Source organism: Microbacterium testaceum StLB037, from assembly GCF_000202635.1.
Lineage (GTDB): Bacteria > Actinomycetota > Actinomycetes > Actinomycetales > Microbacteriaceae > Microbacterium > Microbacterium testaceum_F.
Genome location: NC_015125.1, coordinates 3,904,913 through 3,922,001 on the forward strand (window position 1 = coordinate 3,904,913; position 17,089 = coordinate 3,922,001).

At 71.7% G+C, this 17,089-nt stretch carries 16 protein-coding genes; 7 read left to right on the forward strand and 9 right to left on the reverse strand.

Annotation, left to right across the window (positions count from 1 at the left end):
* Positions 1 to 94: 94 nt before the first annotated feature.
* The 3 genes from MTES_RS17880 to MTES_RS17890 are packed head-to-tail and all read left to right on the forward strand — an operon-like array spanning position 95 to position 3,907.
* Positions 95 to 1,585: an FAD-dependent monooxygenase gene (locus MTES_RS17880; RefSeq protein WP_013586689.1), complete on the forward strand. Its 1,491-nt coding sequence runs from the start codon at positions 95 to 97 to the stop codon at positions 1,583 to 1,585.
* Positions 1,582 to 3,261: a (2,3-dihydroxybenzoyl)adenylate synthase gene (locus MTES_RS17885; protein ID WP_013586690.1), complete on the forward strand. Its 1,680-nt coding sequence runs from the start codon at positions 1,582 to 1,584 to the stop codon at positions 3,259 to 3,261. Before MTES_RS17880 ends, MTES_RS17885 begins: the two co-directional genes overlap by 4 nt.
* A gap of 34 nt (positions 3,262 to 3,295) precedes the next feature.
* Complete coding sequence (locus tag MTES_RS17890) at positions 3,296 to 3,907, forward strand: flavin reductase family protein (protein WP_013586691.1); 612 nt, start codon at positions 3,296 to 3,298, stop codon at positions 3,905 to 3,907.
* 162 nt (positions 3,908 to 4,069) lie between these two features.
* Here the strand turns inward: MTES_RS17890 and MTES_RS17895 are convergent, their stop codons facing one another.
* Genes MTES_RS17895 through MTES_RS17905 form a run of 3 tightly spaced genes read right to left on the reverse strand, consistent with a single transcriptional unit; the run spans position 4,070 to position 6,797 of the window.
* On the reverse strand, positions 4,070 to 4,879 hold the full coding sequence (locus tag MTES_RS17895) for a maleylpyruvate isomerase family mycothiol-dependent enzyme (protein WP_013586692.1): 810 nt from the start codon (positions 4,877 to 4,879) through the stop codon (positions 4,070 to 4,072).
* Positions 4,876 to 5,700, reverse strand: coding sequence for a fumarylacetoacetate hydrolase family protein (locus MTES_RS17900; protein WP_013586693.1), 825 nt, complete (start codon positions 5,698 to 5,700; stop codon positions 4,876 to 4,878). The genes MTES_RS17895 and MTES_RS17900 overlap by 4 nt, the downstream gene beginning before the upstream one ends.
* Positions 5,697 to 6,797, reverse strand: coding sequence for a cupin domain-containing protein (locus tag MTES_RS17905; RefSeq protein WP_013586694.1), 1,101 nt, complete (start codon positions 6,795 to 6,797; stop codon positions 5,697 to 5,699). Before MTES_RS17905 ends, MTES_RS17900 begins: the two co-directional genes overlap by 4 nt.
* A gap of 196 nt (positions 6,798 to 6,993) precedes the next feature.
* Between MTES_RS17905 and MTES_RS17910 the strand changes: the two genes are divergently transcribed.
* Both MTES_RS17910 and MTES_RS17915 read left to right on the forward strand, forming a co-directional pair.
* Complete coding sequence (locus MTES_RS17910) at positions 6,994 to 7,806, forward strand: alpha/beta fold hydrolase (RefSeq protein WP_013586695.1); 813 nt, start codon at positions 6,994 to 6,996, stop codon at positions 7,804 to 7,806.
* A gap of 106 nt (positions 7,807 to 7,912) precedes the next feature.
* A complete protein-coding gene (locus MTES_RS17915) occupies positions 7,913 to 8,500 on the forward strand; it encodes a histidine phosphatase family protein (RefSeq protein WP_013586696.1) in 588 nt (195 codons plus the stop codon).
* Positions 8,501 to 8,569: 69 nt separating this feature from the next.
* Here the strand turns inward: MTES_RS17915 and MTES_RS17920 are convergent, their stop codons facing one another.
* The 4 genes from MTES_RS17920 to pdhA all read right to left on the reverse strand — a co-directional run bounded on the left by MTES_RS17920 (position 8,570) and on the right by pdhA (position 13,554).
* Entirely contained in the window at positions 8,570 to 9,676 is a 1,107-nt protein-coding gene (locus tag MTES_RS17920) for an acyl-CoA dehydrogenase family protein (RefSeq protein WP_050901899.1), read from the reverse strand.
* 161 nt (positions 9,677 to 9,837) lie between these two features.
* Complete coding sequence (locus tag MTES_RS17925) at positions 9,838 to 11,385, reverse strand: dihydrolipoamide acetyltransferase family protein (RefSeq protein ID WP_013586698.1); 1,548 nt, start codon at positions 11,383 to 11,385, stop codon at positions 9,838 to 9,840.
* 55 nt (positions 11,386 to 11,440) lie between these two features.
* Positions 11,441 to 12,442: an alpha-ketoacid dehydrogenase subunit beta gene (locus MTES_RS17930; RefSeq protein WP_013586699.1), complete on the reverse strand. Its 1,002-nt coding sequence runs from the start codon at positions 12,440 to 12,442 to the stop codon at positions 11,441 to 11,443.
* Positions 12,439 to 13,554, reverse strand: coding sequence for a pyruvate dehydrogenase (acetyl-transferring) E1 component subunit alpha (gene pdhA, locus MTES_RS17935; RefSeq protein WP_013586700.1), 1,116 nt, complete (start codon positions 13,552 to 13,554; stop codon positions 12,439 to 12,441). Before pdhA ends, MTES_RS17930 begins: the two co-directional genes overlap by 4 nt.
* Before the next feature lie 176 nt (positions 13,555 to 13,730).
* Here pdhA and MTES_RS17940 point away from each other — a divergent pair, with 176 nt between their 5' ends.
* Positions 13,731 to 14,204 carry an Lrp/AsnC family transcriptional regulator gene (locus tag MTES_RS17940; protein ID WP_043361694.1) on the forward strand — a complete coding sequence of 158 codons (474 nt, stop codon included), beginning with the start codon at positions 13,731 to 13,733 and terminating at the stop codon, positions 14,202 to 14,204.
* 79 nt (positions 14,205 to 14,283) lie between these two features.
* Here the strand turns inward: MTES_RS17940 and MTES_RS17945 are convergent, their stop codons facing one another.
* Complete coding sequence (locus MTES_RS17945; protein WP_013586702.1) at positions 14,284 to 15,276, reverse strand: EamA family transporter; 993 nt, start codon at positions 15,274 to 15,276, stop codon at positions 14,284 to 14,286.
* A 71-nt stretch (positions 15,277 to 15,347) separates the two neighbouring features.
* Here MTES_RS17945 and MTES_RS17950 point away from each other — a divergent pair, with 71 nt between their 5' ends.
* The gene (locus tag MTES_RS17950; RefSeq protein ID WP_013586703.1) at positions 15,348 to 15,908 is read left to right on the forward strand and encodes a CGNR zinc finger domain-containing protein; all 561 of its coding nucleotides are present in this window, start codon (positions 15,348 to 15,350) and stop codon (positions 15,906 to 15,908) included.
* A gap of 178 nt (positions 15,909 to 16,086) precedes the next feature.
* Here MTES_RS17950 and MTES_RS17955 read toward each other — a convergent pair whose 3' ends face one another.
* Positions 16,087 to 16,959: an alpha/beta fold hydrolase gene (locus tag MTES_RS17955; protein ID WP_013586704.1), complete on the reverse strand. Its 873-nt coding sequence runs from the start codon at positions 16,957 to 16,959 to the stop codon at positions 16,087 to 16,089.
* Positions 16,960 to 17,089: the final 130 nt, after the last annotated feature.

Consider the following 17,089-nt stretch of genomic DNA (forward strand, 5'->3'; position numbering starts at 1 on the left):
CGACGCAGGTGTAACGAAGCTATGGCGCTAAACGTGTTTGTGTTGCATACTCGTTGCGTCGTGACGGTTCGACGACTTCAGCGAGGAGGCTGACATGCGTATCGCGATCATCGGAGGCGGCCCCGGCGGGCTGCTGTTCGCCGCCCTGGCCGCGCGGAAGATCCCCGACGCCCACGTCGACCTGTTCGAACGCAACCGCGCCGACGAGGCGTTCGGCTTCGGCGTCGTGTTCTCCGACGCCACGCAGAGCGGGGTGGATGCCGCCGACTCGGCCCTGCGAGAGACCCTCGACGCGTCGGGGGTGCGGTGGGATGCCATCCGCGTCACCGCCAAGGGCGAGACGATGACGTTCGGTGGCAACGGTATGGGAGCCGTCCTGCGCAAGGATCTCCTCGCGGCCCTTCAGCGGCGAGCGCGGGAGGCCGGAGCCCACCTGCACTTCTCCACGCCGCGCCGCGCCGACGAGCTCGGCGAGTACGACGTGATCGTCGCCGCCGACGGGGCGAACTCGCTGACCCGCGCCGCCATCGGCGACGACACGCTCGGAGTGACGTACGAGACGGCCGCCGCGAAGTTCATCTGGTTCGCCACCGACGCCCCCTTCGAGGGGCTCACCTTCCTGCACACCCTCGCCGACGGCCTGCCCGACGACGTGCCCGGTGTCTTCGCCGCGCACGCCTACCCGATCGGGGGCGGCCTGTCGACGTTCATCGTGGAGACCGACGAAGACACCTGGCGCGCGGCCGGACTCGACGGGTTCGACCACTCCACGCCCCCGGGCCCGAGCGACGAGCACAGTCGGACCCGGCTGGAGGAGATCTTCGCCCCGCTCATCGGGAGCGCACGCCTGATCGGCAACAACTCGCGCTGGGGGAACTTCCGCACGATCCGGGCCGCCCGCTGGCACCACGGCAACGTCGCCCTGCTCGGCGACGCCGTGCACACCGCCCACTTCTCGGTCGGCAGCGGGACGAAGATGTCGCTCGAGGACGCCATCGCCCTCGCGGACGCGCTCGCCGCGCACCCCGACGACATCGACGGGGCGTTCCGGGCATACGAGAGCGTGCGACAGCCTCTGGTGGCCCGCATCCAGGGCGCCGCGCGACCGAGCCTGTCGTGGTGGGAGAACTTCGGAACGTACTTCCACGCGTTCGAGCCCTGGCAGTTCGGCTTCCACTTCTTCTCGCGCGCCCTCCCCGCGGCGAAGATCGCGCGGCGCGACCCCGAGGCCGTCGCGCGGGCCCTCGAACGGTGGGAGACGCTCCACGGCGCCCCGCCGCTGGAGTCCGCCGTGACCGGGCTGCTGGATCGACGCGTGGTCGGGCGCGACGCCCTCCCGCCGGTCGTCACGGTCGCGGTGGGTGAGGGCATCCGTCCCGACGACGCGGTGCGCGAGGCCCTCGCCTCGCACCGCGACGCGACAGCGGTGCTCGTCACCGGCGGGAGCGCCCTCGACCGCCAGCTCACCGCCGAGGCGGCGCGGCTGCGTCACGGCGTGGCGGCGATCCTCGACGAGCCCGATTGCGACGAGGATCGTGCCATGACCCTGGTGCTGTCGGGCCGCGCGGATGCGGTGCTGCGATGAAGACACGCGAGGGGACGACGCCCTGGCCGACCGAGGTCGCCGACCGCTACCGCGCCGAAGGGCTGTGGCAGGGTCGCACGCTCGGCGACGCGTTCGCCGCGGCCGCTTCCCGGCATCCTGAACGCATCGCCCTGGTCAACGGCGACCTGTCCCTCACCTACGCCGAGGTGCACGACCGGGTCGAGGCGTGCGCCGCGCGCCTGATCGAGCGGGGCCTCGCCCCCGACGACCGCGTGGTCGTGCAACTGCCGAACCACTGGACGTTCGTCGTGCTGACGCTGGCGTGCCTGCGGGTCGGGGTCGTGCCCGTCATGGCGCTGCCGGCCCACCGTGAGCACGAACTACGGCACTTGATCTCGGCATCCGAAGCCGTCGCCCTGGTCACTCCCGACACCCTGCGCGACTTCGATCACCTGGCCCTCGCCCGCGCGCTGCGCGCGTCGAGCCCGACGGTGCGGGAGGTCATCGTCCTGGGTGACGTCACCGACCAGCCCGACACCGTGAGCCTCACCGCCCTGTGCGCGCCGTCCGACGATGCCACCCGCGGCCGGACGCTTCCGACTCCGGATGCCGCCGACGTCGCCGTGTTCCTCCTGTCGGGCGGCACGACGGGCCTGCCGAAACTCATCGCCCGCACGCACGACGACTACCTCTGCAACATCCTGCTGACCTCTCCGCCCGCGGCGGTCGACCGCGACACCGTGTATCTGGCGACCCTGCCGATGGGACACAACTTTCCACTCGCGTGTCCCGGCATCCTGGGCACCCTCCTCGCCGGCGGCACCGTCGTCCCTCTCGGCTCCCCCCGACCCGAACGCGCCTTCGCGGCGATCGAACGGTACGGCGTGACCCATACCGCCGCGGTGCCCGCTGTCGTCGCCTCGTGGCTCGATCACGCCGGTGCCGTCGGGTTCGATGCGCTCCGGAGCCTGCGCGTGCTGCAGGTGGGCGGGGCGCGGCTGGCCGATGAACTGGCCGAACGTGTCGTGCGCGGGCTCCCGGGAACGCTGCAGCAGGTGTTCGGCATGGCCGAGGGACTCATCAACGTCACGCGCCTCGACGACCCGGTCGAGGTCGTCGTCGGCACGCAGGGTCGGCCCGTGTCGCCCTTCGACGAGGTGCGCGTGGTCGATGAGACGACCGGCCGAGAGGTCGCTCCGGGCGAGCCCGGCGTGCTGCTGACGCGCGGTCCGTACACGCCGCGGGGGTACTACGACGCCCCCGAGGCCAACGCGCGATCCTTCACCCCCGACGGCTTCTACATCACCGGAGACATCGTGCGCCAGCGCCCCGACGGCAATCTCGTCGTCGAGGGACGCAGCAAAGACATGATCAACCGCGGGGGTGAGAACATCTCCGCCGAAGAGGTCGAGAACCTCGTGTACGGACTCGCGGCGGTGCGTCTGGCGGCCGCGGTGGCCATGCCGCACGACACCCTCGGCGAGACGGTGTGCCTGTTCGCGGTGCTGCACGACGGGCACGCTCTCGACCTCGGCTCGGTGCGCGCACACTTCGACCGCGCGGGAGTTGCGGCGTTCAAGCGTCCCGACCACCTCGTCACGGTCGATGAGCTGCCCCTGACGAAGGTCGGCAAGATCGACAAGAAGGCGCTGAGGGAGCGGCTCGCCGCCGAACGCACGACCGAACTCGCGGCATCCGACGGGCTCGTTCGATGACCGCCGCACCCGCGGCATCCAGGGAGGCCAGCTGATGTTCATCGACGCCGCCGATCTCTCCCCCGCCGACACCTACCGTCTGCTCGTCGGCTCGGTCGTCCCGCGCCCCATCGCGTGGGTGACGAGCGGGCGCGACCCGGTGAACCTCGCCCCGTTCAGCTCGTTCACGTGGGTGAGCCAGCATCCGGCGATGCTCGGATTCACCGTCAACCGGCGCGCGAACGGACGCAAGGACACGATCCGCAACATCGAGGAGCACGGCGAGTTCGTCGTGAACGTCGCCGACGAGGCGATGCTCGAGGCGCTGCACGCGAGTTCGGAATGGATGCCGCCGGATGTCGGCGAGGCCGACCGCCTCGGCCTCGCGCTCGCCCCGTCGCGGGTCATCGGCATCCCGGGCCTCGCAGACGCCCCGGTACGTATGGAGTGCCGCTACCACTCCACGACGGCGTTCAGCCCGACCGGCGGCGAGTTCGTCGTGGGCACGGTCGTGGGCTGGACGGTGCGCGACGACGTCGTGCGCATCGGGTCGACGGGCGCGGCCGGCATCGACACCGAGCTCCTGCGCCCGATCGGTCGTCTCGCCGGCCCGCGCTACACCCCGCTCGGAGAGGTGGTGGAGCTGCCGCCGGTGCCGGGCGGGTGAGCCCTCGCCCCACGGTGGTCGGTGGTCCGCCGCTCCGTGCGCGCCCGCCGGAGCGCCGAGACCGCACGCGATCGTCGAGGACGCACCCGTTGAGCGACGAACGGATACGTCCTCGGCAATCGTGTGCGGTCTCGACGCGCGCTCCCGGGAGCGCCCCGGCAGTCAGAACCAGCGCGCGATCTCCGGCAACTCCCCGCCGCCCGCGACCCGCAGCCGGCGCGCGCCGCGGCCGGCGAGCCATCGCGCCAGGTCGGCGGCGGCGCCCTCGACGATCGGGCCGCCCGCGCCGTACTCCCCCGGCGCGGCGTCGCGGTCGGTGGCGCGCAGGACGACGGCGCCGGGCTCGCCGCGTCGCGTCCAGGCGCGCAGCACGTCGGCGATGACCCCGTCGATCATCTCGGGCGGAAAGTCCAGGAACGATCCGCCGTTGTCGAGGTCGACCGCGTGCACCCACACCTCTTTGGCGCGCATCCACGCCGTCTCCCGCGCGGGCACCGTGCGTCCCTGCGCGGTGATGACCTCGGCATCCCACCGTTCGTCGCTCAGATCGCGCCACTCGACGTCGAGGTGGACCGCGGCGTGGTCGACGAGGTGCCGCAGCGCGCGGGTGGGCAGGGTCGCACCGAGCACGATCTCGTCCCATCGCTGCGTGTCGGAGGCGTACATGCGGTTCTCGACACCGGTGCGCGCCCACTCGACGAGGCGGGCGACGGCGCGGGCGTTGTAGCCGACGTGCGCGACGAGGTGCCGGCGCGTCCACCCGGGCAGCAGGCTCGGTGCGTCGAGGTCGTCGTCGTCGAGCTGCATGAGCCGTCGGGCGAAGTACGCGGTACCGCGGCGCGCGAGGTCGAGGTGCGCGTGCGGGGCCGCCGGAGCGTCGTAGCGCGCCCCCGCACCCTGCCTCTCGCGCAGCGCTTCCTCCTCGGGGGTCAGGGCGCGCGGGGTCGGAGCGCTGGGCTCCTGGCCGGTCACGGTTCCTCCGCCGCGAAACGGTTGCGCAGGGTTCCGATCCCATCGATGGCGACCTCGACCACGCTTCCGGATGCCAGATACTCGCGCGGTTCGCGGGCGTGGCCGACGCCTCCCGGGGTTCCGGTGAGGATGACGTCGCCGGGACGCAGCGTCGTGATGGTCGAGACGTACCGCACGAGGTCGACGGGACCGTGGACGAGGTCGTGGATGTCGCCCACCTGCTTCGGGACCCCGTCGACGGTCGTGGTCATCCGCGCATCGGAGGGGATCTCCTCGGGGGTGGCGAGCACCGGGCCGAGCGGGGTCGAGCGCTCCCACATCTTGCCCTGCAGCCACTCGCGGGTACGGAACTGCCAGTCGCGCATCGAGACGTCGTTCGCGATCGTGTAGCCGGCGATGGCATCCTCCGCCTGCTCGGCCGACGCTCGGCGCACGATCGAGCCGATGACGACGGCGAGCTCGCCCTCCCAGTCGATCTCGGGACTCTCCGAGGGCAGGGCGATCTGCTCGCCGGCTGCGGCGAGCGTGTCGGCGAACTTGGCGAACAGCACCGGGTACTCGGGCAGGTCGCGCTTCATCTCGAGGATGTGCGCGCGGTAGTTCAGCCCCACGCACACGATCTTGCTCGGCGCGAGGATCACGGGCGCGTAGTCGACGGCATCCAGGTCGATCACCGGTCCCTCGAGGGTGGCCACGGCCGAGGGCGCACCGGCGCGCAGCACCTCGCCCACGTCGGCGAACCGCTCGAGGACGACGGCCCGGTCGCCGTCCACCCGGGCGGCGGCGGTGCCACCCTTCCAGCGCAGGGTCAGCAGTTTCATCGATCGCTCTCCTCTTCGAACTCGCGGTACAGCCCCAGGCCCTCGAACAGGGGCGTGTCGCTGAAGTGGAACAGGTCCAGGCGCGTCTCGGCCTGCACGCGGAAGCGGCACCAGCTCGGCACGACGAAGATGTCGCCGTGCTCGACGGTGTGCTCCGTATCACCCAGCAGAACGCGCCCGGTGCCCTCGAACACCTGGTAGACGTTCGAACCGACCTCCTGCCGCACCGGCGTCGCCGCACCCTCGCGCAAGCGATGGAACTGCGCCCGGATGGTGGGCATGACATCGCCCCCGGTCGTGGGGTTGGAGAAGCGCACGGCGGCGTGGCCGGGGCCGACGGTGGCCGGCATCCCCTCCCCCTCCAGCAGCAGCTGGTCGGTGAGCGCGGCGTCGGTGTGCTCCCAGCGGTAGGCGCCGATCGGGCTCGAGACGGTGCGACGCAGTCCCGCGAGCGGCAGCAGACCGGGGTGCGCCCACAGGCGCTCCGAGCGTGAGAAGTTGGGGGTCGCCTCATCCGTCACCCGTTCGGAGCCGAACTCGAAGAATCCCGAGTCCATCTGGTACGCGAAGGGGATGTCGAGGCCGTCGATCCACGTCATCGACTCGTCGGTCTCGTTGTGGTGGCCGTGGAAGTGCCAGCCCGGGGTGAGCAGGAAGTCGCCGCGGCTCATGCGCACAGGGTCGCCGTTGACGACGGTCCACACGCCCTCGCCCGAGGTGACGAAGCGGAACGCGTTCTGCGAGTGCCGGTGCTCGGGAGCCGTCTCCCGCGGCCCGAGTTGCTGGATCGCCGCCCACAGCGTCGGCGAGATGTACGCGCGCCCGTTCAGGCCGGGGTTCGCGAGGCCGATGGCGCGCCGCTCTCCCCCGCGCCCGACGGGAACGAGGTCGCCCGCGCGCTCCGCCAGCGGCCGCAGCGCACTCCAGCGCCACACCCACGGCACCGCTCTCGGCTGCGGGGTCTGGGGCATGAGGTCGTCGAGCTGCGTCCACAGCGGAATGAGGTGGTTCTCCTCGAATCCGCGGTACAGCGCGCGCAGCTCGGGGGTGTCCTCGGGCTGCATCGCGTTCTCGACCGGGGTCACGGTCTCGCTCATCGGTCCTCCTCGACGTCGACTCCCGTCCAGGTTGCATTACTTCATTACGTTGCGCAACGTGTTTTTGTCACAGTTTTTGGGAACGCGAGACATTTCTCTTGCGCCAGACGTGAATCTGTTACACCATGTGGCCACGGGATGCCGGGGCGCCGCGCCGCGAGCCCGACGAGAGCATCGATCTGCAAGGAGGCAGAGCATGTCCGAACTCGAGCACCACGAGACCACCTCGTCCGACGGAACGCCCCTCGCGTACTTCCGCCGCGGCAGCGGGCCGGCTCTCGTCGTCACGCACGGGAGCATCGCCACGAAGGAGCAGTGGATCCCTGCCAGCGAGGCGCTCGCCGAGCACGTGACCCTGTACGTCTACGACCGCCGCGGCCGCGGCGGCAGCGGAGACGCCGCCGACTACTCCCTCGCGCAGGAGGTCGCCGACATCGCGGCGATGAGGGAGGTCGCCGGCCCCGGAGCACACCTGCTCGGCCACTCGTTCGGCGCGCTGGCCACCCTCGCCTACGTGCGGGAGCACGGCCTGGGCGGGGGCACCCTGATCGCGTACGAACCGCCGCTCGCCGTCCAGGGCCCGGTCGCGGGCGAACGCCTGCCCGGGTATCGGGAGCTGGTGGATGCCGGAGACCTCGACGCCGCCCTCGAGTACGCGCTCGTGAACTTCGTGCGCGTGCCGGCGGAAGCCATCCCGTTCATCCGCGAGACGCCGATCTGGGGCGCGAGCGTGCCGCTCACCCCCACCTGGGTGCGCGAGCTGGCCGAGATCGACGCGCTCGGGAGCGACCTCTCGCCGTACGCCGACATCCACGACCCGACCCACCTCATCGCGGGAACGGCGACCACGTCGTTCCTCTACCAGTCCGCGCACGACCTGGCACGGATCATCCCGGATGCCGAGATCACCGACATCGACGGCGCCGATCATTTCGCGCACCTCGCCGATCCGCAGGGCTTCGCCCGGGTCGTCGTGGACGCGCTCGACACCGCGGCCGTCGCCCGCTGACGAGCGGGCAGAGACCCGGTCCCCGGCGTGCGACCCACCACGCCGGGGACCGCACCAGCACCGTCCCCCCGCCGCACGGCCGGCGGGGGCGAGTTAGGCTCGAACGGTGACGATCCTGACCCTCGTGCGACACGGTGAGACCGACTGGAACTCCGGAGGGCGCATCCAGGGCTCGACCGACATCCCCCTGAACGACACCGGGCGCGCCCAGGCCCGCGAGCTCGCCGAGCGCCTCGCCGCCGAGTACGCGGGCCGCGAGGCCGTCATCGTCTCGAGCGATCTCTCCCGCGCGGCGGAGACCGCCGACATCCTCGCCGAAGCCCTCGGCACCACGGTCAGCCTCCGGATGCCGGGACTCCAGGAACGTTCCTACGGCGACGCCGAGGGCATGGATGCCCCCTCCTTCTACGAGACGTACGGCCCGTGGCACGCGGCCGATGTGCCGAACGCCGAGACCTGGCCCGTGGTGCGCGAGCGCGCACTCGCCGCGCTCGCCGAGGCCGTGGCATCCGCTCCCGACGGAGTCGACGTCATCGCCGTGGCGCACGGTGCGCTCATCCGCGAGGTGATCCTGTTCGCGACCGACGGTGCTTTCCCCCGCGAGGGCGAGAGGCTGCCGAACTGCTCGGCGACGACGTTCCGCCTCGACGGCGACAGCTGGGAGATGCTCGCGTACGCGGGCGTCGCGAGCTGACCGCACGGCACCGCCCCGCGCACAGGAGCCGGGCCGCGCACTCGCGGGCGTCGCGAGCTGAGACTCCGCTCAGCTCACCCCCAACGCCCGCGAGATCACCATGAGCTGCACCTCGGTGGTCCCCTCGCCGATCTCGAGGATCTTCGAGTCGCGGTAGTGCCGGGCGACCGGGTACTCGTTGATGAACCCGTTGCCGCCGAAGACCTGCGTCGCATCCCGCGCGTTGGCCATCGCCGCGTCGCTCGCCGTCATCTTGGCGACCGCGGCATCCACCGAGAACGGCTTGCCGGCATCGCACAGGCGCGCGGCGTGCACCCACGCGAGCCGCGCCGTGTGGACCCGGGCGTGCATGCGCGCGAGCAGGAACTGGATGCTCTGCCGCGTCGAGAGCCGCTCCCCGAACACCGTGCGGCTGCGGGCGTAGTCGACGGCGGCCTCGAGGCATCCCTCCGCGGCTCCCGTCGCGAGGGCGGCGATCGCGACACGACCCTCGTCGAGCGTGCGCAGGAAGTTCTTGAAGCCCTGCCCGCGCTCCCCGAGGAGGTTCGCCTCGGGCACGCGGACGCCGTCGAAGGTGAGCGGATGCGTGTCGGAGGCGTTCCAGCCGACCTTGTCGTACGCGGGCCCCACGGTGAAGCCCGGCGTGCCGTTGGGGACGATGATCGTGGAGATCTCGGGGCGCTCGCCGGTCCGGCCGGTGACGGCGGTGACGGTCACGAACCGGGTGATGGCGGTACCGGAGTTGGTGATGAACTGCTTCGACCCATCGATCACCCATTCCCCTCCCTCGAGGCGCGCGGTCGTGCGGGTCGCCCCCGCGTCGCTCCCGGCCTCAGCCTCGGTGAGTCCGAATCCGGCGAGGGCACGACCGGCGACGAGGTCGGGCAGGTACTCCGCCTTCTGCGCGTCGGTGCCGTAGCGGTAGAGCGGCATGGCGCCGAGCCCCACCCCGGCTTCGAGGGTGATCGCCATCGACTGGTCCACGCGCGCGATCCCCTCGATCGCGACGCAGAGACTCGCGTAGTCGCCGCCCTGTCCCCCGACCTCCTCGGGGAACGGAAGGCCGAAGAGGCCGAGCTCGCCCATCTGCGCGACGAGGTCGAGGGGAAGCTCGTGCGCGCGGTCGGCCTCGTACGATCGCGGCGCGATGACGTCGTCGGCGAACTCGCGGACCATCGCGGCGAGCTCGCGCTCGTCGTCGGTGAACGCCTGATGGCTGTCGATGCTCACGGGGTGGCTCCTTTTCGGGGTGAATCGCGCCGCGCGGGTCGGTGCGGGTCTGGGCGAAGCAGCGCGGGTCGGGCGCGGCCGCGCGGGTCTGGGCGAGGCGGCGCGAGTCAGCGCAGCAGCATCGCGCGGCCGGGTTCCCTCAGGACGCCGGCGACATCGGTGAGGAACCGCGCCGCCTCCGCCCCGTCGACCAGTCGGTGGTCGAACGAGAGGCTGAGGGTCAGCACATCGCGCAGGGCGATCTCTCCGTGGTGCTCCCACGGCGTGCGGCGCACGGCGCCCACGGCGAGGATGCCGGCCTCACCCGGGTTGAGGATCGGGGTGCCGGCATCCACTCCGAACACTCCGACGTTGGTGATCGAGAACGTGCCGCCCGTCATCGCGGCCGGAGCCGTCCGGCCCGCCCGAGCGGTCGCGGCGAGCTCGGCGATCGCGTCGGCGAGCTCGACGAGCGGCAGGGTGTCGGCATCCGGGATCACCGGCACCACGAGCCCGCGCTCGGTCGCCGCGGCGATTCCGAGGTTCACGTAGTGGTGCTCGACGATCTCACCCGCCGTCTCATCCCACTTCGCATTCAGCGCCGGCGTACGCCCGAGGGCGAGACACACCGCCTTGGCGACGATCGCGAGCACGCCGATCCGGTGACCGTCGAGGGCTCGATCCGTCTTGAGGGATGCCAGCAGCTCGGTCGTCGCGGTGACGTCCAGCGTGAGGAACGTCGTCGCGTGTGGAGCGGTGAACGCGCTCTGCACCATCGCTGCCGCGGTGTGCTTGCGCACACCGCGGATGGGCGTCCGGGTCACGCGCGGGGCGGAGGAAGCGGGAACAGCCGGGGGGACCGTCGACGCGAGGGCGGGAGCTTCCAGAGGGGTGCGCGCCGCGAACTCCTCGACGTGCGCGCGGGTCACCGTCTCACCGGGGTGAGCCGCGGCCACGAGGACGAGGTCGACGCCGAGGTCCTTCGCCAGCTTGCGGACCGGCGGGGTCGAGCGCGGGCGTTCGAGCGGGAGGTCGATGGGACCGGTGCGCAGCACGTCGTGCGGCGCGGCCTCGCGAACGGCGTGATCGCTGTCGAGGACAGCCGTGGCCCCACCCCGCGCTCGCCGCCGCGGACGGCTGCCCGACGCGGGGGCGGCCCCGTAGCCGACGAGGTTCGGAGTGGCGCTCTCGGACTCGCCGCCCGGCGCCGTCGCGCGGACATCGTCCCCGCCGCGCCGCCCCGAGGCCATCGCTCCCGGCGCGTCGGCCACGAACTCCGCCGGACGGATCGCACCCTCGGCCGCGGCACCACGCGCCGTCGCGCGGACGTCGTCCCCGCCGCGCCGCCCCGAGGCCATCGCTCCCGGCGCGTCGGCCACGAACTCCGCGGAACCCCCCGCGACCGTCTGTCCCTCGGGCACCGTGCTCCCGGCATCCGCCCCCACCGCGAACGACACCAGCGGCGAACCGACCGCGACGACGTCTCCCGCGGCCGCGTGCAGCCCCTGCACGGTGCCCGCGTAGGGCGAGGGGATCTCGACGATGGCTTTGGCCGTCTCGACCTCGGCGATCGTCTGGTTCAGCGCGACGGTGTCACCCTCCGCCACATGCCACTGAACGATCTCGGCCTCGGGAAGCCCCTCGCCGAGGTCGGGGAGCAGGAATTCCCGGATCATCGCCGCCCCCCTTCCGTCTCGAAAACACCCGACCGGCCAGCGCAGAACTCCCGGATCACCGCAGCACCCCCTCACCGCGCTCGAGCACCCGATCCACCGCGAACAGGATCCGGTCGAGATCCGGCACGTGATGCTTCTCGAGCTTCGACGGCGGATACGGGATGTCGTGACCCGTCACCCGCTGCGGCGGCGCCTCGAGGTACTCGAAGCACTGCTCGGTGATGCTCGCGACGAGCTCGGCCCCCACTCCCGCCTCGCGGGCGGCCTCGTGGGTGACGACGACGCGTCCGGTCTTGCGAACGGATGCCGCGACCGTGTTCATGTCGATCGGCGACAGCGAGCGTAGGTCGATGACCTCGAGCGACAGCCCGTCGTCCTCCGCGGCGAGCGCGGCGTCGAGGGCCGTGCGCACCTGCGCCCCGTAGGTGACGATCGTCGCGTCGGTGCCCTCGCGGGCGACGCGGGCGAGGTGCATCGGCGGGGCGTCGGCGAGGTCGGCATCCAGATCCACCTCGCCCTTCGAGTGATACAGGCGCTTGGGCTCGAAGAAGATGACGGGATCATCGGATGCCACGGCCTGCCGCAGCATCACGTAGGCGTCCTGCGGGTTCGAGGCGGCCACGACGCGGAGTCCGGCCGTGTGCACGAAGTACGCCTCGGGCGACTCGGAGTGGTGCTCGGCCGCTCCCACTCCCCCGGCCCACGGGATGCGGATGACCAGCGGCATCCGGATCCGTCCGTTGCTGCGGTAGTGGAGCTTGGCGACCTGGCAGACGATCTGGTCGAACGCGGGGTACACGAAGCCGTCGAACTGGATCTCGACGACGGGGCGGTAGCCCCGGAGCGCGAGGCCGACGGCCGTGCCGACGATGCCGGCTTCGGCGAGCGGGGTGTCGATGACGCGCTGCGCGCCGAAGCGCTGCTGCAGCCCGTCCGTCACGCGGAAGACGCCGCCGAGCTTGCCGATGTCCTCGCCCATGAGCAGGACCTTGTCGTCGCTCTCGAGAGCTTTCGAGAGGGCCGCGTTGATCGCGGAGCCGAGGGTCAGCGCGGTCATTTCTCGAACCCCTCGAGGTACGCGACGTACTCCGCTCTCTGGCGCTCCAACCCCGCGTGCGGCTCGGCGTACACGTGGTCGAACATCGTCTCGGGCGCGCGGGTCGTCGCGCCGATGCAGGCCGTGCGCACCTCGGCGGCGAGCGCGTCGGCGGCGCGAGCGACCTCGGCCATGCCGGAGTCGTCCAGCATCCCTTCGGCGCGAAGGTACGCCTCGAGCCGCGCGATGGGGTCCCGCTGCGTCCACTCCTCGACCTCGGCGGCGTCACGGTAGCGGGTGGGGTCGTCGCTCGTCGTGTGGGGACCCATGCGGTACGTCACGGCCTCGATGAACGAGGGTCCTTCCCCGCGGCGGGCGCGGTCGAGCGCCCACCGCATCGCGGCGACGCAGGCGAGGGCGTCGTTGCCGTCGATCCGAAGACTCGGGATGCCGAACCCCGGCGCCCGGCCCGCGATGGGGTACTTCGCCTGCACGGTGACCGGTTCGCTGATCGCCCACTGGTTGTTCGAGCAGACGAACACGACGGGGGCGCCGAAGGAAGAGGCGAACACCATCGCCTCGTTGACGTCTCCCTGGCTGGTGGCGCCGTCCCCGTAGTACGCGACGGCGACATCGGTGGAACCGTCGCGCTGTGCGCCCATCGCCCAGCCCGTGGCGTGGAGCGACTGCGCGCCGATGATGATCTGCGGCGGAGCGGCGTTGATCGCGCGGTGGTCGTACGCGGAGTGCTCCTCGCCGCGCCAGGCGAGCACGTAGTCGGCGGGCTGCGCGCCGCGTCCGAGCAGCACGCCGTGTTCGCGGTAGCTGGGGAAGACGAAGTCGCCGGGGGCGAGGGCGTGGGCGGTCCCGACCTGCACGGCCTCCTGCCCGCGACACGGAGCCCAGAGGGCGAGCTGCCCCTGGCGTTGGAGCGCGACGCCCTCGGCATCCAGTCGTCGGGTCAGGACCATGTCGCGGTGCAGTGCCCGCAGTTCGTGCGGCGAGAGGTCGGCGATCCACGGTTCGAGAGTGGCGTCGGGCACGCGGGCGCCGTCGGGCTCGAGCACGCGCAGCACATCCCCCTCGTCGGGGACTCCTCCGGTGACCGAGTCCTGGGTCTGGGTGTACGTCATCGTCATCCCTCCAGCTGCGGCCCGGGCCTCTTGTGAAGGCCGGGGCGGTGCGGATGCCGGCAGCGTCGCCGACACGGCCGACCGTACGCGCGGAAGGCAGGGCGCTCAAGACCTCGGTAGATAACTCAGCATTGTGCGCATCAGGAGGGGTGGGCGCCCTGCTAATGTTTCGCAGCATGAGCAAGCTCGACGCCGTCGACCTCGACCTCCTCCGCGCTCTGTCGGCCGACCCGCGCGCCACGGTCGTCGCGCTCGCGGAGAAGCTCGGCCTCTCGCGCAACACCGTGCAGGCCCGCATGAGCCGCCTCGAACGCGGGGGCGTCTTCCTGTCGTACGAGCGCACGCTTTCGGCCGAGGCGCTCGGGTTCCCGATCGAGGCGTTCCTGCAGGTCACCGTGCGCCAGGCCGAGCTGCCGGCGATCCGCGAGGAGCTCGCGAAGGTCCCCGAGGTGCTCCAGGCGCACGGCCTGAGCGGTCAGGTCGATCTTCTCGTGCGGGTCGCGTGCCGCGACACCCAGCACCTGTTCGACACGGACGCCCGCATCCTCGCGATCGAAGGCGTCGAGCGCACCGAGACCTCGCTCGTGATGGGCGAGGTCATCGGCTACCGCGTGGGCCCGCTGATGGATCTGGCGCGCGACGGGGTCTGAGCCTCTCGCCGCGCCCCGGCCCCTAAGCCTCTCGCCGCGCCCGGTCCCTGAGCCTGTCGAAGGGACCGGAACCCGCGACTCACGGCGCCGGCACCACCGGGATACTCGCCGTCTCGTCCTTCGGCTCGGCCGGGCTCCCGGCATCCAGTCGCACGAGCACGACCCCGACGAGGATCAGTGCCCCGCCCACGAACTGGATGGGCGCCGGCGCCTCGCCCAGCAGAAGCCACGCGAAGCCCAGGGCGAAGAGCACCTCGCTGAGACCGACGAACGACGCCAGGCGAGAGCCGATGAGCGGCACCGCGATCACCCCGAGCGCGTAGCCGAGGGTGGTCGCCACGGCACCCACCCACAGCAGGGGTAGGATGCCGGGAACCTGGAGCCCCGCGAGCGACACCGTGATCGAGGGAGCGGCGAAGGGCAGCACGCCCACCCCGACGAGCACGCCCATGAGCAGGGTCCCGGTGAGGAGACCGCCGGCGGCGAGCGCGAGGGGCGGGAGATCGTCGCCCGCGCGCCCGGCGATCACGAAGTAGGCCGCCGCGCAGACGGCGGCGCAGAGGGCGAAGAGCGTGCCGAGCAGGTCGAAGCGCGCTCCGCTGATGTCGACGACCAGCACCAGACCGGTCATCGCGACGATCGAACCGATCAGCACGGCCTTCGACGGCGCACGGCGCGTGCGCACCCAGACGGCGATCACGATGAGCACCGGCGCGATGTACTGGATCAGCAGGGCGACGGCGACCGGCATCCGTTGCATCGCGGCGAAGTAGAACAGCTGACAGCCGGCGACCGCGGTCAGGCCGAAGGCGACGATGAGGAGGCCGTGCCGCCGGAGGAACCCGCGCTGGCGGCGGATCGCCACGAGGAGGGCGGGCGAGAGCAGCAGAGCGGCCACCCCCATGCGGACCAGCAGCACGGCGCCGAGCGACCATCCGCCGTCGAGGAGAGGCTTCACGAACGGTCCGCTGGACGAGAATGCCAGCGCCGAGGCGACGGCGATGAGGAGCCCGGTGACGGCGCCGGAGCCGTGGCGGGTGGGTCGGGGAAGAGTGACGGACGACGTGGTCATGCGGGCCTGCTGTCAGGGGTCAAGAGCGTTTACACTCGTGACAGTACGACCTGGACATGTCAGGAGTCAACATGGTCTTCATCCGTGACACCGAGCTGGTGCTGCGCGCGACCGTCGAGCTGGTCAACACGCTGCCCCACACCGAGGTGAGCGGCGTCGACACCCTCACGACGATGGCCGAGCTCGACGACTTCGCCGAGCGGCACACCTACACCGGTTCGCGCGCCCGCGACGGACGCGAGCTGGCCGCCGTGCGCGGCATCCGTTCCCGCATCCAGCAGCTGTGGAACGTGGATCGCGACGACGCGGTGCCCCTCGTGAACGCGATGCTGCGCGACGGGCGGGCCCTGCCGCAGCTCGTGCGGCACGACGAGTTCGACTGGCACATCCACGCGTCGGAGGCGTCGGACCACCTCGCCCAGCGCATGCTCGTGGAGACGGCCATGGCGTTCGTCGACGTGATCCGCGCCGACGAGTACGCCCGCATCCGCGTGTGCGATGCCGACGACTGCGACGGCGTCTACGTCGACTTCTCGAAGAACGGCTCGAAGCGCTATTGCGACTCCGGCAACTGCGGCAACCGGATGAACGTCAACGCGTACCGCAAGCGGAAGGCGGAGGCGCCGGCCTGACGGTCGCGCACACGGGCAGCGCGCGTCGGCGCGGCGCGGGCGGCACACGTCTGCGCGGTGCGGGCGGCGCGCGTCGGCGCGGTGCGGGCGGCACGCGTCTGCGCGGTGCGGGCGGCACAGCCAGCACGCGTCGGCGCGGCGCGGACGGGTCGCCCCGCCTCGGACGGGTCGCCCCGCCTCAGCCCACGAACTCCCGGATCGCGGATGCCGCCGCTTCGGGCGTTTCGTAATGGATCAGGTGGCCGACCTCGGGGATCTCCACGAGCTCGGCGTCGGGGAAGAGCGTCGCCAGATGCCGCTCGGCCTCGATGGGCGTGATGTCGTCTCTCTGCGCGGCGATGAGCAGCGTCGGCTGCGTGATGCGCGGCGCGAACGCACGCACGTCGTGGGACACGCTCGTCACGAACGCCTCGTGCAGCACGTCACGGTCGGCGAAGCGGGAGAAGTACTCGTCGTGCTGCTCGTGGACGAAGCGGCGCAGGGCGGGATCGCGTGTCTTGGCCATGGCGTTGCTCATGACGCGCACGATCAGCCCGTTGCGGAGAAGCCTGTCGCCGAGCGGGCGCGGCAGCTTCGCCCCGACGAGGTAGTAGAACACGGCGAGCCGGGTCAGGATGCCGCGGGGCCCCTCGAGCGCGGGAGCGCCGATCGGATTCACGAGGATGAGCTTCGGCGTCGCGAGACCGCCCGCCACCGCCGCCGAGGACACGATCGAGCCGAACGAATGCCCGAGCACCACCGCCCCCGGCGCGACGGCGTCGACGAACGCACGCAGCCACGCGGCGTAGGTGTCGAGATCGTGGGCGCGTCCACGAAGGGGCGGCGTCTCACCGAAGCCGGGCAGGTCGGGCGACACGACCCGGATACCGGGGAGGTGCGCGACCACCGGGTCGAGGCCGTGGTGCTCACCGCGGAACCCGTGGACCGCCACGATCGTTGTGTCGGCGTCGTCGTCGCCGTAGACCCAGTACGCCGTCGTCCCGCCCAGCACGTCGACCTCGCGCCGCTGGACGGGGATCGCGGCGAGGAGGTCGGCGTACGGGTTCGGCATGGGTTCGAGTTTACGAGGGGGTCCGGACATCGCCATCCCTCTCTCCCCAGGCCGGCCGGTCACTCCTCCTCCACAACCTCGGCATCCTCTCCCCAAACCCGGGCCGCACTCATCCTCCACATCCTCGGCA